Origin of the sequence: Halomonas elongata DSM 2581, from assembly GCF_000196875.2 — a bacterium.
GTDB classification, from domain to species: Bacteria; Pseudomonadota; Gammaproteobacteria; order Pseudomonadales; family Halomonadaceae; genus Halomonas; species Halomonas elongata.
The window spans coordinates 3564928-3585796 of sequence record NC_014532.2 but is presented as its reverse complement, the minus strand read 5'-3'; the positions used below and the strand labels follow the sequence as shown (position 1 = coordinate 3585796).

Sequence of the window (20869 nt, the reverse complement as noted above, 5' to 3'; positions counted from 1 at the left end):
ATCAAACGCCGACATCATGGCCTCCCTGACGAGACGCGACACGAGATGAACTCGCCACCTTGTCGCGATAGTGCGCTTTGAGCTCTTCGAGGGTGCCGGTTATTCCGGGCCCTGGCGGCGCGAAGACGAGGTCGCGGATCAACAGGCGATCGCGCTCGGCCGGTGACAGAGGCTGTCGTTGGTCACTCATCGTGCCGCCCTCCGCTGTTGCGCCCGTTCGACGGACGGCCGGGCCGTCTCGCCGGGCATGGCGTACTGCGGCTTGCGGTATAGCGAAAACACCGTGGAGTAACCCGGCACCGGCACCTCGCCGCCGGCGAGGTGCGGGTAGACGTACATCACGATGTCCGGATTGGGCAGCCGGGCGAACCGGTTATAGATCTCGTTAGCGGCGGTACGGGTGTAGTGCACGCGCTGATCCACCATCGCGCCATCACTGACCTCACGACGCAGCGTGCTGCGGGCATCCAACAGCCCCTGCTGGGTCAGGCTCTCGCCGCCCGAGGCGGCGCCACCTTGCCAGAGCTCCTTCATGGTGGTGTCACCATGGGGCATGAGCTCGTCCTTGGAGGTGGCGCAGCCGCTCAGTCCCACCATGATGGCCAGGCTGAGCCCCAACAGGCCCGCCCGGCGGGCCCTACGGCAGGGCATAGGTTGGTGCTTGAGAGTGGCCATAGTGGACTTTCCTCCCTTCGGTCTCGAAGTCGATCGGCAGCTGCTTGGTGATGTGGATGGCCACTTCCTGGCCCGGCGGGACATACACCGCCGCGAAGGCCTGGCCATACAGCTGGTTCACCCAGTTGCTCATGTCATTGACGCCCTGCGTCAGGATCTGGCCGACGGCCTGGTTGCCGCTCATGGCCTGCGTCACGGAGCCATCGGGGCCCATGGTGGTGAAGGACGTGCTGTCATCGTCGGAGAGCGTGGAGGCCACACCGGCGCCGGCGGCGGTCAGCAACGACTGGGTGCCCAGATACTCCTGGGCGTTGGAGCGGCGTTCGCCGGTCACACAGGGCGTGCCATAGGCATCGCTGATCCAGCCGATCGAGTCACCCCCGCCGATGGTGGTGTCACCACTCTGGCGGCTGCTGCCGCCGCCACCACTGTTGACGTCCTCCGGGGTGGGGACGGTGCGGATGGTGCCGTCCTGGAACACGAAGGTCATGCTGTCGATATTTCCGCGCACACAGGACAGCGTCCAATCGCCCGTGGCTGTACCACTGACCACGGCGGCTTCCAGTTCGGGGATCTCGATGCCATTGGCCGTGAGATTGTCCTGGCCAATCACGGCTTTGAAGGGATAGGGATCATTGACGGTGCCGTTGATCGGTACTCGGCCGATCAACGCCGTCATGCCCAGCGAACCCATCAGGGTCGAGTTCTCCGGCACGGTGTAGACGGGTTCGACGGTCGAGGCATCCGGCTCCCCGGTGGCCTTGGCTTCGATTGCTGTGGCGGCACGGGTGGCCGAGTCGCTCACGGCGTCCGAGGCCTCACCGAACGATGTCGGAAACACCGGACCTTCGTCATTGGACCGACGTCCCCGGCTATCCGTAGGAGCGGCGTCAAGAGGCTCCACCCAGGCGAGTTGGCCGCCACTGGTACCGGCACCTCCGCCTTCCAGCCCGAGGCCCACCGGGACGTCGTCCTCGGAACCCGACGTATCCAGTTGGCCCTGCAGTTGGTTGATCTGACGTTTCAGGGTGCCCAGCACGGATTGCTGTTCATTGGATTGCTGGTTCAGCTGCGATCGGTGGCGTTCACGTTCTTCGCGCATCGCCGCTGCGACCTGTTGGTCGACATTGCGGGCGCGCTCGGCGAGGCGTTCGTTCTGCTCGCGAAGTTGTGCACTTTCTTCCCGCATCTGCTGCATTTCGGCGTTGGTCTGCCGCAGCTGACCGACCAGGGTCGCCACCGTGTCACGCGGGGTGTCCGCCTCGATGCCCAGGGCGGTTTTTTCTTCATCGGTCAGGACCAGTGACGGATCCGTGGCCTCGTCTTCACCTCCCGAGTCGTCACCGTCGCCACCGCCCAGGGCCATGACGACAATCAGGATGACCAGGACGAGCGCCCCGGGGACCAGGACCTTCAACAAGCCGTTGCTCTTCAGTGGTGCCATGCGGGTTACCTCCCCTGACGCGCCAGAGCGTCACGCAGACCGCCCTGACGGGTGACCAGAAAGACCGTGGTCGCGGCCGTCTCGCTCCCCTTGCGACCCAGGGTCGGGTGCATGAAGCTGGCACTGTAGAAGCGGCCCTGAAGCCAGCGAGGATCCAGCTCGAATTCCCGCGACGGGTCCTGGTTGATGAGTCGCACGGCGGTGACCGTCCAGCCATCGACGCCCCAGGCCGCTTTCGGGGTCGCCTCGACCGGCAAGGCGGGCATCAGCCCCGGCAGGGTGTCCGGCAGGCGCATAGGTACCCGCTTGACGCCGGGAATTGCCTCGACGGTGCGCAAGGGGGCATAGAGGGACTGCGCCGCGTGACGGATCAGCGTCACCGGCACTGGTGAGCGAACCTCCGGTTCGTCGGCGTCACCCTCACTGCGACCGTCTTTCGGCGACCCTGACGTCTCGGCATCATCCGATGATTCGGCGTCCACGACCTTGATGTCTTCGTGGCTGGCGTCGTCGGTGGCGGTCAAGTCGACCAGCAACAACTCACCCGACTCGGCATCCTTGAGCTGGACACGTTGCGTATCGAAGGGCTCGTTGGCTTTGAGGTACAGCACGCCGCCGGTACTTTGCACCCGCAACGTCTCGGGGTTCGCGATAGGCCTGGGCAGCCCGACTTTGACATTGCGGTCCAGGATCACCAGGCGTTCCGCCTCCACCGGAAGCTCGATGTCCAGCGGTCGGTGGTCCCACTCCATGATCTGTACCGCCGCGGCGTTCAGTGACAGCAGGCAGCCGCCCAGGACAACCCCCAGCTTGATGATCGGCTTCATTCGGCTTCCTCCTCATCGGTCGCTTGACCTTCGGGGTCCGTCACCAGACGTCTGGCTTCACCTTCCAGGCAATCGATCTGCAGTCCCCAGGGGTTGTTGTCCGCGTCGACATTGGCCCGCACGACCCGCAAGGGATAGCGCGCATAGAACTCACGAACCGGCGTGCCGGCGTAGTGCTCTTCGACGCCGAGGTCGAGCTTCACCAACCAGCTGTCGTCACTGAGGATCTCGACCGACTCGCCTGGCCGGTAGCCACGTCCCGGGATCTCGTACATGCCGCGCGTGCGCCCGTCGAGTTCGCCGCGGCGGCGACGCTTTTGATATTCCTGCTCCAGGGACCGATGACAGGAGGGCGTCATGTAGGGGCGCAATGCGTGAATGTTGCGCTTGTAATCCGCTTCACCGTTGGTGGGCCACCGGTTGAGCCGCTGCCACACATACCAGCCGAACTGATAAGCGTTGTTGGGCGGGATCTCCCAGGCGGACTGCGAGGTGCCACCGCGCAAATCAGGGGGGTAATAGACCGTCAGTTCCTCCGGGGCATCTTTCCACCCCTTCCAGAGAAAGACGCAGCCCACTGCCAGCAGCAGGATGATCCCCCGAAGGGTCGTGATATGGGCGTCCCGCCCGGACACCGCATGGCGGTAACGACTCATGAGACTCCTCCGTTACGGCGGCGCCCGCGGCGCAACCGATAGGCTGTCGTGCGCGTGATCAGGTGTTCGCCGCTACCGTCCCAGCCCATGGCAGCCAGGCGGTATTGCAAGCGACGGTAGAGAAGAGAGGGAGGGCGACCACGGCGCAGTCGACGCATGATGCTGCCCCCGACCAGCAGGGAGAGGCCCAGGCCGGCAAAGGCGACGGTCGGCACCACCGCTACCATGCCGACCCACCAGGCCAGTACGATGCCCGGTGGCACGAAGGCCACGAAGCCGCCAAAGGCCACCATGGCGACCTCGCGCCCGGTCATGCCCCGGAAAACGATCGGTGTCTCATTGAGGCGTCGAGGGATGAACTCGATCGTGGCCATGACCGCCTCCCGTCTCTTACTGCTCGAGGATCGGGGCAGCCATATTGGCCAGCCAGATCACCACGACGATCAGCCCCACCCCGACCGCCGCGGTCAAGATGAACTTGCTCCACTGTTCCCGCTCGCGTGCTTCGCGGAACGATGCCATCAAGGCACCGGCGACGAAGTAGAAAGCCACGGCGCACAGCACCAGGCCCACCAAGGAGGCGATTTGCAGGCCGTAGCCTTGCAGCGTATCGATCAGCCCCCCGTCGCCGGGATTGTCCGGTTGCTCGAGATCGGGCAGCCCTTGTTGTGCCAGGGCCAGGCTTGGCAGCATCGCCAACGATGAGGTGGTCAGGGCCACCTTGTGACGGGCACGATGCCAAAGGTTGCGAAGGTTCATGTTCCGTTCTCCTTGCTTGCGCTTGCCGAATGGCCCACTCAGGCGGGCCTCATAATTGCCTCAGCTGAGAAACAGCCAGAGGCAGACCAACACGATCATCAGCGCCCTCATGAGGCCACTGACCAGGATGTCGTCGTCGATGCGCTCCTTGGTCCAGCCCCGATAGGTCGAGAGGTAGGCCCAGGCCAACCACAGAATGACCACGACACACCCCACGCCGGCGATCAGAACGGCCACATCGGACGCCGAGAAGCCGGCACCGTTCTTGAAAACCTCCATCAGGGCGTCACTCCCACGTAATCGCCATCGAGTGCGGGGACCTGCCTCGCCGGCATGCGCGGCGGTTCGAGATAGCCATCGATCCCGTCGGCGATGGCCTCGACGTCGCGCCGCAGCCGTGGGATATCGAGGTAAAGCGACATCGAGGGCGACGCCTGACGGTCCTGTCGGGCCTCGAGGCGATCGATGACATGGGTGATCTGTTCGAGCTGGGACTGGATCAGGGCCAGGTCCCGGCGCTGAATGGCGTCGCGGGGTTCTTCCGCCATCGCCAGGGTTGAGGTGGCGATCACGCCCACGAGTGGCAGGACACCCCACTTGGCAAACCGCGACATGACGCTCTCCTGATTGAGACTGTTGCGAACATCGTGGAGAGCCACGTCATGCGGCGCAGCAGAAAACGTTAAGTGGTTGGCGTGATGATTCTTTGGCCAAAAAAAGCGCCTCCAGGGAGGAGGCGCAAACGGCTGACGAGCAGCCTACGCAGGGAACATCATGACCTCACAGATACTTCTTGAAGCTACCCGTGGCGATGCTGATCATCAGGCCGAACAGCACGGCACACGGCAGCAGGAACACATTGGGGTGGAAGGAAAACGGTACGCTGAGATAGACCAGCCAGCCCAGGATGAAAATGGGCGTCACGGCGCGTTTGGCGTGGTGGTAGATGAACGCCGATTCGCGGCCGGCGCCGAAGCGGCGGAGATCGCGCCTTACCAGCCCATCAATAAAGCCGACCAGGGCGGCCATGACAAACAGGGGGGACGTCAGCACCAGGATCACACAGCGCGTCAGCGTCATCAGGGTGACGTAAACAGCCGCTTCCAGGTACGTGTGCAGTGTCCCCACCCAGCCGCCGGTGGTCTCATTGTGATCGAGCCAACCGGCGATCCCCGTCTTGACGAACAGCCAGGTATGCAGCCACTCCACCAGCGCCGAGGCGGTGGCCACCGGGTCAGCGAACAGCAGCGAACGAGTGAACTGGGTATCCAGCCAGCCCATCTCGGTGGTCATGGTCTGCTCGGCATGGCCGCTGCCGGGCAGGCTCCACCAGTCCCAATACATCCCGACCCACTCGATGACGATCGAGCACAGCAGGGACACCAGGACCACCATGGCGATCCGCCACGGCAAGCCGAGCAGCGTGCCGAGAGCACTAGGACGTTTTTGCTGGGCGCGTTCGGCGCGATCAACCGCCATGTCGGCTCCTCTCAATCATCGACGTCCATCCCATCATCCCCCGGGACCTCCAATCCGGGTTCTGCCGGCGCCGGCGGCGGGTTGGCCACCGTCGGCGAGCCGGCGGCCGCCGCGGTCAGCTCGGGGTCGATTTCGATCGGCGGCGGCGCCACCGACTCCCACCAGCGATCGCCGGTGTTGTAGCGCTTGCGCATCTGCTGGGCCATATCGTTGATATTGGCCGGGATGTCCTTGCCCTTGTCGGGTTTGGGCAACGGCATGCGGATCTTCCAGAGCTGGCCGCCCTCGAGCAGCGCGAAGGCCTGCCCCTTGGGCAGGTTGATGATATCGGCGGGTTCCAGCTTGGGCTGCGGCGCAGTGCTTATCCGGTCTCCTCCGGAGCTTGAGAAATCGACATCGCTGTCAATGTCGCTGTTATCCCCCGCCATGGAGACCAGCATGCGCGTGGCTATCGGCACTTTGTGGAGCTGGTCGGTGAGCTGCATGGCGGTCTTGTTCTCGCGCACGCGCAGCATGATGAGGTTGTTGAAGTTGCCGACGACTTGGCCCGCTTTGGCGGCATTGCCGATCCTGGCCTCGATGTCGGACAGGGTCTGGGTATAAGCGGTCACTTGAATCCCTGCACCGCCCCCTTTGTTGATCAAGGGAATGAACTCGTCGCCCATCAGCTCGTTGAACTCATCACAGTGCAAGTTGATGGCCACTTTGCCGCTAGACTGGCCCGGCATGCCGTCATCGACGCCGTGCTTGTAGATATGCCCGGCGACCGACACCAGGTCGGCGAACATCGAGTTGCCTACCGCTTGAGCCACCTCGAAATCCGAGAGCGCATCCAAGCCGATATAGACGATGCCGCGTTTGCGCACGATCTGTTGCCAGTCGAAGATCGGGCGAGTGTCTTCCAGGTCGTGATAGTCCGGGGAAAGCAACTCGGCGATCTGGCCGCTGGTCAATTTCTCCAAAAGCGGCAGCAGACTGGCGACGATCTTGTCGAAATACGTCTTGTCGTATCTGACCGCTGACAACAAGCCCTCGAGGACGCTATCGCTGACGTTGATATCAGGGCTCTGAAGGTATTCGACAATCGCTACCACGCGCTTATGGCGTCCCTGCAAGTTCTTCGGCGTGTTTTTGTCGTTGTACTGGCCTTCCATCGCCGCGATCTTTTCCCAGGCGCCGGGGAACTGCTGCTCGAAGGTCTGGCGGGCGTACTCGATCAACAGGCTGTCGATGTTGACGACGTCAGTGAGGATCTGCTCGTAGCTGGGCCGTTGGCCCAGCGCGTGCCTCGCCCGCGCGACAATGTTAACGAAACGCCAGGCGAACTCGCGGAAGGCAGCGCTGTTGCCTTCGTTGGGCAACGCCCCGGCGATCCGGGTCGCGACTTCCGAGATCCGGCCGAAGCGACCCACCGCGTTGTAACGGGCCGACAGCTCCGGAAAACCGAGATGGAAGACGTAGAATTCATCGCCGCGTCCGGCCCGGATGGCCTCGATATACATGCGCAGCATCAGGTCGGCATCGCCCTTGGGATCGAAGCACACCACCACTTCGTGATCGCCGTGGGTGACCCGATGGATGTCCTGGGTGATCATCACCTCGGCCTGACGCGTCTTGCCGACGCGCGTCGTGCCTTCGACCAGGGTGTGGCCGACCCGCTCGCCCAGCGGCATCCAAACCGAACCCTCTTTCCATTCGACGGCATGCAGCGCGGCTACCCCACCCACAGGGGGCAGAGGACGCACCGGGTTCAAGGCGGTATCGGCACTGAGCAGGCGGATGACGAAATACAGCGAGCGAATGCCTTCCAGGCGTTGCTCGATGGCTCGTGCCCAGCGATAGCGGCGTGGTGGCTGAATATAGGCTTCGGCTTCGGGCTGCTGACTGTCGTAGAGCCGTTGGGTATGACGCGCCTCCCACTTGAAGCCTTTTCCCAACCACAGGCTCCTCGAGCTGACCGGGATCTGGTCGCTGCGCAGCGCGAAGCGCGGCAGGCGGCGCATATTGCGGCGATAGCGCAACACCGTCCACCCCTGATGGGCCCGCCATCCGCCCAGGACCAGAAAGGCCGCTGCCATGCCCCAGCCGACACTCGGCGAGAGCGCGATGGACCAGGGGGCATACAGGCAGAGCACCGCACAGCCCAGGCACACCCAGGTGGTGTTGAACTCGACGGCGGGGCGGAGCAACGACTCGAGCGGATGGGTTTGTTTCATGCGGCCTCCCGTTCGGTTGTCGTGGCGTTCACCTGTGTCGTGACATGGCGGGCAAAGCGACGGAGGGCCTGGGACAACGGCCTGCCACACGGTCCCTGGATCTGCTCCAGTGCCCAGCGCTGCTGGCCGTCGAGCGCAAGCCCCAGGGTGGCGCGCTCATCGAGCTCGTCATCCGCGGTCGACAGGTGATAGACCAGGTAGTGGCCTTCCGCACACTGGGCGTCATAACTACCGACGCAGTGGCGCATACGGCGGCCCTCCCGCCGCAGCGACGCGGAATCGACCAGCGCTTCGGCGACAAAGCCATCCGCTTCGATTCGCGTCAGCGGTGCGTCCCAGCTGTATTGCGGCGCCGAGGCGTCTTGCTGGGCAATGACACGCTCATGCCACTCCTCCGAGCGGCGCTCGATGGCGGCCCAGCTCATGTGCTTGTCCGGCAGTCCCGCCTGGCAGCCTTCTTGACGTAACCAATCCAGGGTGTTGCGGAGCTGCTGCCCCAGACCAGGACTGCGCATGGCCATGCGGAAGTGCCGATAGCCTTGGTCATGCCAAAGGCGGCGGCATTCGAGGAACCAGGCCCGCAACAAGCGATGATCGGTGATCGCGTCCGCCGATAGTTGCGGCAGGTAGTTGATGGCCACCTGGATGGCCAATACGGGCACGGGCTGTTGAGGGAGCGCTCGTCGCAACAAGCGGACGCGGCGTGGCATCGCATCGCGGTCTTGCGTGTGCCGTAAGCCTTCCTTGAGCTTGCCCACGACGGACACCGGCGCCTGCATCAACCAGCGAAAATCCGCCTTGCTGTCCAGGCTGGAAAGATAGTGTCGGTGCCATTGGGCTTCACGGCGCATGAACCCAGAGCGATCCACGACAGTGGTGCGACGTTGCCCCCTGACCCAGAGGTGACGGGAAAACAGATCGGTGCGCGTCCAGTACTGAGGATTGATGTCCTCGAGCAGGGGAATGCAGTTGCGATGCTCGGTGGCCACTTGTTTCAGGCCGGTCCAGTTTGCCGCGCAGCGCAGGTAGTCGTTGAGCCCGAGGCGATTGTCGAACCCCACCATGGACGAGGCCAGTGACAGTACCTGGCGATCGATGACGTCCGTCCAGAGGTTCTTCCGCAAGGCCCGCATGGCCGCCGCCAGGCGCGTGTGGTCCAAGCCGAAACGCCTGCGTGACGTCTTGCGGGCCAAGAAATGGGCGGTGAAACACTCCAGAAAGCGGCGTTGCCGGTCCGCGTCCTTGGGGAGTGAGGCATACCCCGCGGCCTTCACGAGCTGGTACAAGGCCAGACGGAGGACGCTGAAGGCATCGTCCAACGAGCCATCACGGGACCGGGTCCCGCGAATCGGGAGCAACAGGATCAACGGCCATTCCTGGTAGTGACTCGGTGATGGCTCCCATGTGTCGCGCTCGACATCCCAGGCGAAGGTCTCGACATCGGGGGAGCTCAGCGAACGATCGATTCGCCACAGGTTGCAAATGATGATGCTGACGAAACCCGCCCGGTCATAGTGCTTCTGGTAGAGCCGCAGCACCTGGTGACGAATGACCCAATCCTTGGCGCGGCGATATACCGTGTTGAAGGCCGGGTCCCCGAGCATGGGCGGCCGGCTCCGTGCGCGATCGGCAGACGCCGAATCATGGTGGTGATTCGCCAACGCCGGTTCAGCCATGCTGTCCCTCCCGCTGAATCGCCGCCTCGGCCAGCCGCACGAGCTGCCCTCCCTGCTGCAGATTGCCCATCACCGCGTTATAGAAGGCGGCATCGTAGCGGCAGGCCTCGATGAGGCACTGCAGTTCGTCATCGACCGCCGCCGAGAAGGCGGCGTCGCGGAGTTGCATTACCAGTGCCGGCACGCGCCGGTCGCGATGCACAAAACGGCGTGGCATGGCCTGTTCGCCGAACCCGGCGAGGCGCTCGGCGATTCGCGGCCACGCCTCGGCCGGCAGACACGCCTCGGCGTAGCGGATCAACCAGTCATCGAGGGCATCCATGGTGGCGGCGGCGTGCGCCAGGTCCTGTGCCGATACCAGGGGGACCTGCAGGCGTTGGCTGACCTGCCACACACAGGCCATGACGCACTGCGCGAACTGCTGTCGTGAAGCGTGGTGCTCGGTATCGTGCTCGCCTGACGGGGCGAGCACCGGCAACGGCAGCGACCCAACCATGACGTCTCCTTTACTGACTCAATCCTTGGGGGGTGATGGCCACCGGGTAGTGATTCAGGCCGAGGCGTGCGGCGATGTCGTCGCCCGAGGTGGGGCGCAGCTCCAGTCCCCGGGCGCGTTGGCGTAGGCGCTCGAGGCCGGCGGTATCCGCCACATCGACCACCAGACCCACGGCATGATGCTCGACCAGCCAGTCACGCCGCGCCTTGAGCCACTTCAGTGACAAGGGGTCGTCACCGACCAGGAAAAACGGTGTCATGCCGGCGTGAAGCTCGAGCTCGCGGGCCTCGACGTTGCCGGGTGACAGGCGCTCGCTTTCCACCGGCAACCAGTGGGCATCGGTCACCGGGGCCGCTTGTCCGGCCTGGCCGACCACATTGGCGTGATAGCCCTCGCGTTCCTCCACCTGGGCGGCGCCGATGGCGACGTAATAGGGACGTGCCGGCTCGCCGCCGTGATCGGCTACGACCTCGAGCGGGGAGACGCCGGGCGCCTGCGCCTGGGCGGTCAGGCTCACGCTCAGTCCCAGCAGTCCTATCCAGACAGTGATGGGGTTCATCGGGCAGCGACCTCCAGTTGGGCCTGGGTATGCCAGTCAGGCATCGACGGGGTGACCCAGGTGACTTCGGCCGGTGCCGGATCCCGCCAGACCAGATCCGGATCCGGATCCGGCGTCAGTGTCGCTGCAGCGGTGCCCAAGGCGGATGCCGTCGATGTCGAGGCTGCTGAGGCCGAGGTGGCGGTTGATGTGGCAGCAAGCGCCGGCGAGAGATCCTGGCCGCCCTCCAGCTTGGCGAGCTCTTCGGCCACTTTGCGGCGATACCGGGCGGCCGGGGCGCCCCCGGCCGGCCGGTGATAGCGGCCAGCGGCCTGCACCCAGTCACCGGCAATCTGGTACTGCGCCTGGAGCACGGCGGCCGCCTCTTCGAGATTGGCGTAGGGGTTCAGCCCATCGCAGGGGTTCTGGAAGCGACCGCCGGCGTGGAAAACGGTCTGCCAGCGCACGTTCATCTGGGCGATACCGACATCGACCACGCGGGTGTCCTGCAGGAAGCGACGCAGCGCCTGACAGGCTTCATCACGGCTGTCATAGCGATAGCCCTTACCACCGACATTGAGCGTCCAGGGCCAGGGGCGAATGGCCTCGCCCAGGGACATCTTCGACTCGGTCATGGCGATGGCGTACAACACCTCGGCGGGCACGCCTTGCGAGGCGGCGGCGACGTGATACGCTGGCGGTATCTCGCTCGCCTGGGCCGTTCCGCTGAGGCCGACGGCCATTGCCAGACCGCTGATCCATCCCCATCGCATGGTCTTACCCTCGAGGCATGACGCGTGGCAGCGCATCTTCGTACTCCGAGAAGCGCTGGCCGCCGTGGTTCAAGGTGATCTGGCCCTGACGGACCCGGTCAGCGGGGATCCCGACCTTGGTGGCCCATTGGCGGATGGCGTCATCGTTGCCGTCACTGTCGACGACCCAGATGTCCATCAGGGCCCCCTGGTCCAGCAGACGCCGCACTTCGGACTCACAGCGGCTGCAGTCCTCGAGGGCGACGACGACGTTGTAGCGAACGGGGCCGGTCGTATCGGATGTCAGCAGCGACTGGGCGCTTTGGGAGCGTCCCAGCGTGAAGAAATTGACGCGGCTCTCCTCGGGGTACAGACGCTGCCAGGCGGCGTCATAGGCCTTCTGGAAAGCCAGTTCGCGCTCGACACGCTTGCGCTGTTGTTCGACCAACAGCTCGGCGTAATGCCGTCGCTCATCTTCGGAGCGCGCCTCGAGGCCGAGCATGGTGATAGGGTCGAGGTCCGGTGACCAGGTCCCACGCGGGCGTTCCTTGAGCTTCTGGTAGCGTGACCACTGCTTGTCGGTCAGTCCCCAGGCCTCGGCTCGAGAACGCTGCGTCGCCTCTCGATCGATCTCATCGACGTGCGTCTGTTGCTCACCCGCCGTTGATGCCTCTTGTCCAGAGATCTTTTCTGACCATGACGTCTGGGCGAGTGCCGGGGCCGCCAGTGCCAGCAGTACAGCGCCGGCGAGCCCCGTCATATGTGAGGGAAATTTGGCTGACATCAGGCGTCCTCCTGGGGGTTGTGTGACTCGTTTTCCTCGGCGCCCTCATGCGTCGCCTGAGTCGCTTCGGTGTCTGAGGCGTCCTCGTCCTGCTGCATTGACGCCGCCACTCGCTCGGCCGCCTCGATGGCCGACTGATCCAGCGGGATGGCGGTAATGCCGAGCCGCTCGGCCATTGCCTCGATGCGGGATTCAGTGTTCGCGATGAAGGCCCGGGCCGAGGCTTCCAGGGTCGATAGGCGCTGGTTGAGCGCCTCGAGGTCGTCCTTGTCGGTCTTCTTGGTTGGTGTCAGCGCCTGAATACCCTTCTCCAGGGACTCGATCTGCGGGTCCATGGCATCCAGGGCCTCGACCTGCTGTTCCAGGTGGAGGATCCGGTTCTCGGTGGCTTGCAGGGACGGCGCCTCATCAGGGGCGCTGTCATCGGCCGGATCCAACTGGACGGACTGTGCGGTCGCCACCTGGAAGGGCAGCACGGTCATGGCGATGGTCAGCGTCAAGGCACGACGTGTTGACGGCATGATGGCCCTCCTAGGGAAGCGGAATCGTGATGGTCTGGTCGCGGTAGCGGAACTCGGCCGTGTCGCCCGTGATGCGCAGCAGCTGCCAGTCGCCGACCGACTCGCGTTCACCGAGCAGGCGGACATCACGCAGCTGGTTGACCGACCCCTCGGCGATGCTCAGAAACGGCTGGCCGCCGCGGTACTCGACGCCCGAGATCTTCAGCGGCAAGCGCGGCGGACTCGGTGGTGTGGCCCGAGAACTCGCGCGTGCGTTGGCGGTAGAGGGCTGACGACGCGGCGCTGCTGCCGAGCTTGACGAGGTATCAGACGTACTCGCCGCGGTGGCCTCCGCTTCACTGATCCGCGCCTCGACACCTTCGGCCAGGGCCGTCAGCTGCAGATCGACCCGGTGGCGGGCGTTGTCCAGAGTGTCCGCGAGCGAGTCCAGGCGTTCGCCCACGGCGGTGACGTCGATGGCAGGAGTAGCCGTCTCGGCGTCCTGCAGGCGTTGCTCGAGCTGATCCAGTTGTGAGCGCTGTGCCTCGAGGGAGGGCATGCGACCTTCAAGCGACTGCAGGGACGCCTGGAGGTCGCGCACAGCCTGGTCCGTGGCTGAGGCCGTCTCGACCTGTTCTTGCTGTTCCTCGTTCGGGTCGTCCCCAAGGGTCAGAACGTACCCAGCTAAGGCAGCGCCCAATAACAGGCCGATGGCGAGCAAATAGCGGATAACGAGCGGTACGCGCCGTTTGCCACGACGGTTGTGGTCCTGGGGATCGGCCGCGAGAGACGTGTCGTTCTGAGACTCCGGTGTCGGGGTGGATTCACTCATGGCGTGCCTCCGCGGCGGGCTTCACCACGCGACGCGGATAGACCGGCTGGAAGTCATCGCGGCGGGTGTAGCAGATCTCGCGACGCAGGGCGTCCTGTTCCAGCTCCCATTCATCGCCGGCCAGGACCTGGAGGGCCTCGCGTAAGGCCATGGGGCCGAGCTCGTAGTGCGCCGACGGCAGGGGGCGGTTGAACAGCCACTGCAACTGCCAATCCCCCTCCGGCGAGCACAGCTGATAGCCGGTCTGTTCCAGGGTGTAGCGGATGCCGTCGCCGACCGTTGACGCCACGCTGGGCGGGATATTCACGTCGACCATCTGCTCGAGGAGGTAGCGCTGCCCGAGCGTCGCCCGGGCAGTGACCAACTGGTAGCGACCGGCCCGCATGACCGGGATGCGGTGATCGTCGGTTGCCTGGTAGATATCCGGGGTGACGTGCTGACGCTTCACGCCGACGCCACTCGGCTTGGCGGGCGACTGAGTGACGGATGGCTGATCGGCCGATTCGCTCGCAATGGCCAGTTCCTGAGACGCGGGATACTGCTCGGCCATTGAGGGAGCGTCGTGTGTCTGTTGCTGCGCACACCCGGCGAGAGCGACAGCCAGTGCCAGGGTGCCGAGCGGAAGGTGGAGCAGGTGTTTCATGAAGCAACCTCGCGCAAGATGCGTGTAACCGGTGCAGGCACCATGCGTGAGATCCGTCAGGGCGACGATGGAAAATGTTAAGTGATCGGGTGAGGGTTTCTTAAAGCGGGAGGGGGAGAAGTCAGTCGATGTATTGCCTAGGCTCGAAAGTACTGCATCTCCTTTGCAGACCCCGTGACGCCCGACCGTTTGCCGACGGCGGGCGTCTTCTGTTGGTAGGGCACTCTGGAGCCGTCGCCAAGAACGACGCCGTCAGCGTTGAGTTGAGGTAACGGACTACAGCAACACGAACATCACCGCCCACCGGCCCACGCCGGCGGGGGATGATGGAGGAAAGTCATTCGAGAAAGCTAAAGTCACCCGCCAGACAGGTGACGATTGGTAGGGAAGCCGTTATACGCGTCTCACGCGTGCCCCATCGATTCACACGTGTCTGACCTCGTACCCGGATGTCATCACGGCTGCTATCCGGTCATCGTTACGCACGTCGTCCGCACAAAAGGCGCCCATTGTCCAGGCGGCGGGCACCGCCGAGGAAAGGTGAGCTCTGCCAAGCAGGGCGAAAGATGTCTGGCCTGCCCGGGAGCCGCTCATTGAACGCCACTCGGGCAGGCCAGACAGGGGATGCAGGGTGACCAACGGCCTGTTGGTCATGTTGCAGGGAGCCTCGAATCCCGGGTGTCATATGGGGCCATTTAGGCAGGGTTGGGACACAGCCTTGCACGAGGCGCGGGCTGTTTGGGGACTAAGTGAGTCTCTGAGGACTCAAAGGGCGTCACTGATGACCGTCAGTGACCAACGGGGTGCATGGGTATTATGGCATCCCCGTCATCACCGTCAATACAGCGACAAACCTTTAGTTTCTGTCAGAACACCTCCTGTTTCTGCTGTTGTGAGGCCCGACGGGCGATCGAAAATAGCACCGCCCGTTCGGCGTCCTGGTCCGGGGCATGTATGAAGCGGCCCCATTCGTTGTCGAGTAGGTGGGGCGGCGTTCGGATGCCCGGCCACCAATTGCCCGTTGGCTTCACCACGGCGGCCACCCCGCGTCCTGACGTCACCAACAACCCCCAGCCATGGGGCAGTTCCTTGGGATGGATCAGATCGGGCGGCGCGAGATAGAAACGATAGACGCCCAAGCCACCCGACTGGCGTTCCGGCTTGTGGCGATCCGCGCGGAAGTCCGCCCGGCTGGCCTTGGCCTCGATGATGGCCGAGCAGCTCTCTCGGAACCCGATGACATCCGGCTCCTCGCGGCATCCGATCGCACGGATCTCGGTCGCAATGACAGGAAAGCCTTGCCCTCGTAGCCAACGCGCTCCCCGCTGTACCAGGTCGGTATGTTGCTTACCAGACATCTGTGACCGACTCCCTTGGACTCAGTGTTCATCCGGGCCATCATCCTGGGATGAAGGGGCACGCGACTTGGCCTTGGATCGGTGCTTGTTGTTACGCGAGCACCAAGGCAGTCCATAGATCCAGATCGTCAGCCCACAAACGACGAGTGTCAGGCTGCCGGTCGCGATCAATATTGCGGTAAGCGATGTCATAACGTGTCCTCCTTATGCTCGTCTTGTGCGTCTCGCTCGCATTGGTGCAACCCAACCAGCCAAATGCAGACTGCCGACCCGCTCATCCGTTAGACGCCTTGCGTCCCTTCCCCTGGCGTTTCTTGCCACTACCGATCTTCACCATGCCTTTACAGTCCGGGTACTTGGTGCATCCCCAGAAGGACCCATAATCGTTCTTACGCTTCTTCATCGGGGCCCCACACTCCGGGCAGGCCTTGGACTTGGCAGGTTCTTGGGGAAGGTTGATGGTGGCCGACTTGGCCTGCTCGATGAGCCGTTCGACCAGGGTCTGCTGCTTCGCCATGAAGTCCTCGAGGGAGAGCTCGCCGGCCGCCACGCTGTCCAGGGCCTGTTCCCAGAGCGCCGTCATCCCGGGATTGGTCACCACCTCAGGCAGCGCATCGATAAGCTGCCGGCCTGTCGCGGTGGCAACAATCGCACGTCCCTTCTTTGTCAGGAACTTACGTTTGAGCAGCGTCTCGATGATGCCAGCGCGCGTTGCCTCCGTGCCGATCCCGGCGGATTCCTTGAGCCGCGCCTTGAGCTTGGGATTGGGTTCGAAACGCGCCGCGTTCTTCATGGCACCGATCAGAGTGCCTTCCGCAAAAGGCTTGGGCGGTGTGGTGGTCTTGCTGACCAGATCGAGTGAGGACTGCGGTACGTTGGCATGCGCCTGCAACGGCGGTAGCGCCTGGGAGCTTGTCTTCGCTGTCGCCTCATCACCCGCCGCATCATCCTGCTGGACGTTGCGAAACAGCACCTTCCAGCCCTCAACCTGCACCTGCCGTCCGGTGGTGGCGAAGCGTTCCCCAGCGACCTCGAGCGCGACGTCGGTGTGATCGTACTCATGGGGCGGCAGGAACTGTGCCAAGTAATGCCGCCGGACCAGGTCATAGACATTCCATTCTGCCTCACTCATCTTGCTGGTGTCGCACGGCGAGGTGGTGGGAATGATGCCGTGGTGGGCGGTGATCTTGCTGTCGTTCCACACGCGGCTCTTGCGCGTGAGATCCAGGGACTGCACGACCGGGGCGAGCTCACCATCCGATGTCAGGAGTGCCGTCACGACCTGCTGGGCGTCGTCCAACTGGGACAGCGGGAGGTAACGGCAATCCGTCCGCGGGTAGGTCGTGGCCTTGTGCGTCTCGTAGAGGGCTTGCGCAATATCCAGGACCTGCTGAGCCCCATACCCCCAACGCTTGGAGCAGGTTTGCTGCAGCGTCCCCAGATCCATGGCCAAGGGAGGCGCTTCTCGCTTGCGCGTCGTCTCAAGCGTCGTGACCTGGCCGGGCAGGCCCTGGCAACGTGCCACGACAGCCTGAGCCGCCGACTGGTTGATACACCGTCCTGACTCATCCAGAACATCGTCATCGGCGGGCTGCCACTTGGCCTGGAAGGTCCCCCCCTCGGCCTGGAAGACAGCGACCACCTCCCAGAACGGTTTGGGCACGAAGTTGGCAATCTCGCGATCGCGATCGACGACCAGCTTGAGTACGGGTGTTTGGACACGCCCCACCGACAGCAACAGATCATACCCCAGTTGCTTGGCCCGCATGGTAAATGCCCGCGTCAGGTTCATGCCCACCAGCCAGTCCGCGCGCGACCGGCCCAGGGCCGCGTGATAGAGCAGGCGCGTGGACTCGCCCGGCCGGATGTCACCGAGCGCCTTGCGGATGCTGGCCTCGTCCAGAGCCGGCAGCCAGAGCCGGGACACGCCCCCTGAGAATTGACACGCCTCGAGGATCTCGCGGGCGATCATCTCGCCCTCACGGTCGGCGTCGGTGGCAATGACCACCTCACTGGCCGAGCTCAGGAGTTTCTTGACGACAGTGAACTGCTTCTTCGCCGAGGGTTTGACCTCGAGCTTCCACTGGGTCGGCAGGATGGGCAGGGACTCCATCGACCAGCGCTTGAGTGCCGGATCGTAGGCTTCCGGATTGGCTTGCTCGAGGAGATGGCCGAAGCCCCAGGTCACGGTGATGCCCCGGCCTTTGAGGCAACCGTTACCCTTCTCAGATGCCCCCAGGACCTTGGCGATGTCACGGGCCTGAGTGGGCTTCTCGCAAAGAAAGAGACGGGACATGGTGCGGGGCCTCCGAAATGTCGATAAGGCCCAGCGTGCGGAAGTCAATCGACTGAATCAGCCGAAAAGGTTAATCGCGGTGTTGACGTTTGAGGAAAAGGCCGACGCCCAGATCACGTTGCCAACCGGGGGTACACGTCTTTCAACTCGTGTCGCTGACTCATGGCAACGGCCCAAACAGCAAGGGAAAATTCGTGGCACTCACTGCAGCGCTTCAGATAAGTGCCCCCGACATCCCACTGACCGCACAAAGGCTGAAGTCCATCCGATGAATCAAAAGACTCGTACCGGGCACTATCCGGCCCTTCTGAGGCGTGCAACCAGGCATATTGCTGACGAATATGCTCAATGGGGGCTTGTAGAACCCAGGACTCTAGGTCTTCCTGGTACTGCTGGAGAACGTCCTGCTTCCGGGGGAGGTGCTTCGTGGGGGTGAACATGATCGGCTCCTGACGCTAGAATCAAGGGTATGACACGCTCAATCACCCTTGTCCGCCAGTCAGAATATTAATTCGGGAGCCTACACTCATGCCATGGACACGTATCCGGAGGGATTTCACTACTCGAGTGACATGTAGGTTCTGTCCTAATGCGATTACGAGCGGGATTGGGACAGTTGTAAGGAATGAGGATGGAGATGAGGCATTTTCCGGCCCGACCTGTGCACGGCTCCATACAGTTAACCCTTATGACCCTATCCCTGATATCACCACAGCTCTGTTGGTACCTGATGAAGAGGGGAGGGAAGTAAATCCTAGAGGTGGGTTAAGGCAAGGAAGGAGAAGAGATCTCAATCCCCAAGATGATACGCAACAACTCGTATCCTACCTGCTTCTGAGGTGCGAAAGGCTCAGTCATTACCCGGGTATGGGATATCATAAGCTGTCGGAAGTATATGATAGATATGTTGTAAAAGAGGTTGTGGAGGAAAATGATAAGCCCTACCTTAGAAATTTGATTGGGTATGTTGAAAGAAGTCGCCCAGAGTTGTCCCCTCGAAACCTGCGACAGGTCTATGCATGTGAGTTCTGGGTGCTGAGATTTATAGAGATGCAGGATGATGAGGACGGGGTAGAGTTTGGAAGAAGCCTGCTTAGGTATTTAAGAGACAGGCTTCGTTTAACCCAAGGGCAGATTGATGGTCTTAACAAGTGGCTAGATAATATGCCAGGAATGGGGTTGGTTAACCCAGATGGATTCTATAGATAGTTTACACAGCTGTCTGTTGAGGCGGGCGTCGGAATAGATGTTCAGTGTGCCAATACAGCATCCAAAGATTTGATTGTCACCAGTTACTCGACCGTCAGTATCACGCGCGTCGCTTGGCCAGTTGCTCGAGCAACGCCTGACAGTCGATACAGGTGCGGGCCCAGGGCGCGGCCTGACGACGCGCCTCGGGAATGGGGTCCCCGCATTCTTCACACTCCGCTGACTCGGCCGTTGGCTCAGGCAGCCGGCAGGCTTGCATGGTCTGCTCAAGACGACGATCCATCAGTTCGTTGGCAACATCCGCATTATCGGCCATCATCGTTCTCCTGGTGATAGGGCCTACGCAGCAGGCCCGTTATGGCTCAAGATTACTGCAACGCGGCATTGAGCCGCTCTCGAATGGCGGTTTTCATGGCCTCGCCGTCATAGACGTTGTCGCCCGACGGGAACCAGCGATAGATGATCCGAGATCCGGCGCCCGACTTCTGGATCTGCACCTTCTGAACGATGCCATACTCCACACCGCCAACGATCTGATCACCATAATCGCTGAGATTATAAAAGGCGCCGGGCGTGGCCTGATGCTGCCAGGCTTCGTCGCCCATGGCCCAATCGGCATTGCTGTCGTTGTGATTGAAGTCAGCCGGCGAGCGGAAGCCAAATGCTGGCTTGATACGCGCATAGGCCGTATCGACGTCCACCGGTGACTCGATCTGGACCTTACCCGACTGGGGCCCCAATTCCTGGACGCCGACTGTCTCGCCTTCGGCGTTCTGCGCAACCTGCATTGGCGTCTCGTCAGGATCGTAGTTGAGAGGTTCCCCGGTGAGGGGGGGGTTCACGCAGGTGATGCACACCCCCTGCGCATATTGGTGGCCCTGACCGGCGCATCCTGCTAACAGAGCCATGGCCACCAGCCCAAATCCGAACTTGAGGGGTGTCGTCCGTTGCATATCCATATCTCCTGACGAAACGTTATTGCGATGGACCAGTGGAGTGAATTCAACCGGCCAACCGGAAAGTCTACAAAGCGATGTGATTGAAGAACAATGAGGCAGAGGCAGAAACGCGACGTGCGTTATACGCCCTGCGTGCCTTCGAATTCGCGGTAATTGAGTCGAGCTCGCTCATCGGCATTCAACTGGTGAAGCCAGTCAGTCAGTTCATAGACATTAGGCTGGGCCTCGATGCGGAATATCGGATGGGAGCGATCGACGGTTTCCATGATCACGGTACCGATACCTAGAAGACGGTCGACCAAAGTCCGGTTGGCACTGAGATCGCGGATCCGGACCAGCTCGAGCTGGTCGCGACGCCGGTGCAGGATGCCTCGCGTATACTCCAAACGTTGGTTGGTGATGTGATAGGTCGTTGTCTTCAGTACCAGGAGCCGAAATAACGGTGGTACGAGACACACCAACCAGACCAGAGCTAGCAACCACACCAGCAACAGTCCAGGAAGTGCAGAACCGGCGGTTTGTTCGACTGCCTGCGCGAGATCGGGTCGCTGGACGACCAGATACAACACCAGTCCGGTTATGCCCATGGCCATCGAAACCCACCAGATGATCGTTGGGATGGCCGCCTTGGCCGATGGCTTGAGCGACGCCAGCGACGTTTCTACTTCCGACGAGCTAGATGACGTCGGCTGAGCCGGATGATCATTGTTGTCCATCATCGAGGGATCCATGCATCAATCCTCTTGCTTGGCCGGGGTTGCAGCTTCCTT

25 protein-coding genes are annotated in these 20869 nt (G+C 62.7%); 1 reads left to right on the top strand and 24 read right to left on the bottom strand.

Annotated elements, in window-relative coordinates; genetic code table 11:
* Position 1 precedes the first annotated feature (1 nt).
* The 21 genes from HELO_RS19220 to HELO_RS16605 all read right to left on the bottom strand — a co-directional run bounded on the left by HELO_RS19220 (position 2) and on the right by HELO_RS16605 (position 17931).
* Entirely contained in the window at positions 2–190 is a 189-nt protein-coding gene (locus HELO_RS19220) for a hypothetical protein (RefSeq protein ID WP_157953426.1), read from the bottom strand.
* Positions 187–651 carry a TIGR03751 family conjugal transfer lipoprotein gene (locus HELO_RS16700; protein ID WP_049786246.1) on the bottom strand — a complete coding sequence of 155 codons (465 nt, stop codon included), beginning with the start codon at positions 649–651 and terminating at the stop codon, positions 187–189. Before HELO_RS16700 ends, HELO_RS19220 begins: the two co-directional genes overlap by 4 nt.
* Positions 638–2119, bottom strand: a complete 1482-nt coding sequence (locus HELO_RS16695; RefSeq protein ID WP_013333814.1) for a TIGR03752 family integrating conjugative element protein — start codon at positions 2117–2119, stop codon at positions 638–640. Before HELO_RS16695 ends, HELO_RS16700 begins: the two co-directional genes overlap by 14 nt.
* Before the next feature lie 5 nt (positions 2120–2124).
* A complete protein-coding gene (locus HELO_RS16690) occupies positions 2125–2946 on the bottom strand; it encodes a TIGR03749 family integrating conjugative element protein (RefSeq protein ID WP_013333813.1) in 822 nt (273 codons plus the stop codon).
* On the bottom strand, positions 2943–3602 hold the full coding sequence (locus HELO_RS16685) for a PFL_4703 family integrating conjugative element protein (protein ID WP_013333812.1): 660 nt from the start codon (positions 3600–3602) through the stop codon (positions 2943–2945). Before HELO_RS16685 ends, HELO_RS16690 begins: the two co-directional genes overlap by 4 nt.
* Positions 3599–3976 carry a TIGR03750 family conjugal transfer protein gene (locus HELO_RS16680; protein ID WP_013333811.1) on the bottom strand — a complete coding sequence of 126 codons (378 nt, stop codon included), beginning with the start codon at positions 3974–3976 and terminating at the stop codon, positions 3599–3601. Before HELO_RS16680 ends, HELO_RS16685 begins: the two co-directional genes overlap by 4 nt.
* Before the next feature lie 16 nt (positions 3977–3992).
* The gene (locus HELO_RS16675) at positions 3993–4361 is read right to left on the bottom strand and encodes a TIGR03745 family integrating conjugative element membrane protein (RefSeq protein WP_013333810.1); all 369 of its coding nucleotides are present in this window, start codon (positions 4359–4361) and stop codon (positions 3993–3995) included.
* 60 nt (positions 4362–4421) lie between these two features.
* The gene (locus tag HELO_RS16670; protein ID WP_013333809.1) at positions 4422–4640 is read right to left on the bottom strand and encodes a TIGR03758 family integrating conjugative element protein; all 219 of its coding nucleotides are present in this window, start codon (positions 4638–4640) and stop codon (positions 4422–4424) included.
* Positions 4640–4975, bottom strand: coding sequence for an integrative conjugative element protein, RAQPRD family (locus HELO_RS16665; protein ID WP_013333808.1), 336 nt, complete (start codon positions 4973–4975; stop codon positions 4640–4642). Before HELO_RS16665 ends, HELO_RS16670 begins: the two co-directional genes overlap by 1 nt.
* Before the next feature lie 166 nt (positions 4976–5141).
* Positions 5142–5840, bottom strand: a complete 699-nt coding sequence (locus HELO_RS16660) for a TIGR03747 family integrating conjugative element membrane protein (RefSeq protein WP_013333807.1) — start codon at positions 5838–5840, stop codon at positions 5142–5144.
* Between the two features lie 11 nt (positions 5841–5851).
* A complete protein-coding gene (gene traD / locus HELO_RS16655) occupies positions 5852–8056 on the bottom strand; it encodes a type IV conjugative transfer system coupling protein TraD (protein WP_013333806.1) in 2205 nt (734 codons plus the stop codon).
* Positions 8053–9660 (bottom strand): PcfJ domain-containing protein, encoded by a 1608-nt coding sequence (locus HELO_RS16650; RefSeq protein ID WP_013333805.1) that lies wholly within the window; start codon positions 9658–9660, stop codon positions 8053–8055. Before HELO_RS16650 ends, traD begins: the two co-directional genes overlap by 4 nt.
* Positions 9661–9724: 64 nt before the next feature.
* Positions 9725–10228: a hypothetical protein gene (locus tag HELO_RS16645; RefSeq protein ID WP_013333804.1), complete on the bottom strand. Its 504-nt coding sequence runs from the start codon at positions 10226–10228 to the stop codon at positions 9725–9727.
* Positions 10229–10238: 10 nt separating this feature from the next.
* Positions 10239–10787 carry an integrating conjugative element protein gene (locus HELO_RS16640; protein WP_013333803.1) on the bottom strand — a complete coding sequence of 183 codons (549 nt, stop codon included), beginning with the start codon at positions 10785–10787 and terminating at the stop codon, positions 10239–10241.
* Positions 10784–11539 carry a transglycosylase SLT domain-containing protein gene (locus tag HELO_RS16635; protein WP_109637526.1) on the bottom strand — a complete coding sequence of 252 codons (756 nt, stop codon included), beginning with the start codon at positions 11537–11539 and terminating at the stop codon, positions 10784–10786. Before HELO_RS16635 ends, HELO_RS16640 begins: the two co-directional genes overlap by 4 nt.
* Before the next feature lie 4 nt (positions 11540–11543).
* Entirely contained in the window at positions 11544–12302 is a 759-nt protein-coding gene (locus HELO_RS16630) for a TIGR03759 family integrating conjugative element protein (protein WP_013333801.1), read from the bottom strand.
* Positions 12302–12823 (bottom strand): hypothetical protein, encoded by a 522-nt coding sequence (locus HELO_RS16625; RefSeq protein ID WP_013333800.1) that lies wholly within the window; start codon positions 12821–12823, stop codon positions 12302–12304. Before HELO_RS16625 ends, HELO_RS16630 begins: the two co-directional genes overlap by 1 nt.
* Positions 12824–12833: 10 nt before the next feature.
* Positions 12834–13634 carry a hypothetical protein gene (locus HELO_RS16620; protein WP_013333799.1) on the bottom strand — a complete coding sequence of 267 codons (801 nt, stop codon included), beginning with the start codon at positions 13632–13634 and terminating at the stop codon, positions 12834–12836.
* Positions 13627–14277, bottom strand: a complete 651-nt coding sequence (gene pilL2, locus HELO_RS16615; protein ID WP_013333798.1) for a PFGI-1 class ICE element type IV pilus protein PilL2 — start codon at positions 14275–14277, stop codon at positions 13627–13629. The genes HELO_RS16620 and pilL2 overlap by 8 nt, the downstream gene beginning before the upstream one ends.
* An 866-nt stretch (positions 14278–15143) precedes the next feature.
* Positions 15144–15635, bottom strand: coding sequence for a hypothetical protein (locus tag HELO_RS16610; RefSeq protein ID WP_013333797.1), 492 nt, complete (start codon positions 15633–15635; stop codon positions 15144–15146).
* Between the two features lie 274 nt (positions 15636–15909).
* Positions 15910–17931 (bottom strand): DNA topoisomerase III, encoded by a 2022-nt coding sequence (locus tag HELO_RS16605; protein WP_013333796.1) that lies wholly within the window; start codon positions 17929–17931, stop codon positions 15910–15912.
* A 528-nt stretch (positions 17932–18459) separates the two neighbouring features.
* Between HELO_RS16605 and HELO_RS19215 the strand changes: the two genes are divergently transcribed.
* The gene (locus HELO_RS19215) at positions 18460–19140 is read left to right on the top strand and encodes a hypothetical protein (RefSeq protein ID WP_157953425.1); all 681 of its coding nucleotides are present in this window, start codon (positions 18460–18462) and stop codon (positions 19138–19140) included.
* A 100-nt stretch (positions 19141–19240) separates the two neighbouring features.
* Here HELO_RS19215 and HELO_RS16595 read toward each other — a convergent pair whose 3' ends face one another.
* From HELO_RS16595 to HELO_RS16585, 3 genes are all read right to left on the bottom strand, one after another.
* Positions 19241–19456: a TraR/DksA C4-type zinc finger protein gene (locus tag HELO_RS16595; protein ID WP_041602218.1), complete on the bottom strand. Its 216-nt coding sequence runs from the start codon at positions 19454–19456 to the stop codon at positions 19241–19243.
* Between the two features lie 52 nt (positions 19457–19508).
* Positions 19509–20093: a hypothetical protein gene (locus tag HELO_RS16590; protein WP_013333795.1), complete on the bottom strand. Its 585-nt coding sequence runs from the start codon at positions 20091–20093 to the stop codon at positions 19509–19511.
* 125 nt (positions 20094–20218) lie between these two features.
* Positions 20219–20830 (bottom strand): PH domain-containing protein, encoded by a 612-nt coding sequence (locus HELO_RS16585; RefSeq protein ID WP_109637525.1) that lies wholly within the window; start codon positions 20828–20830, stop codon positions 20219–20221.
* Positions 20831–20869 lie beyond the last annotated feature (39 nt).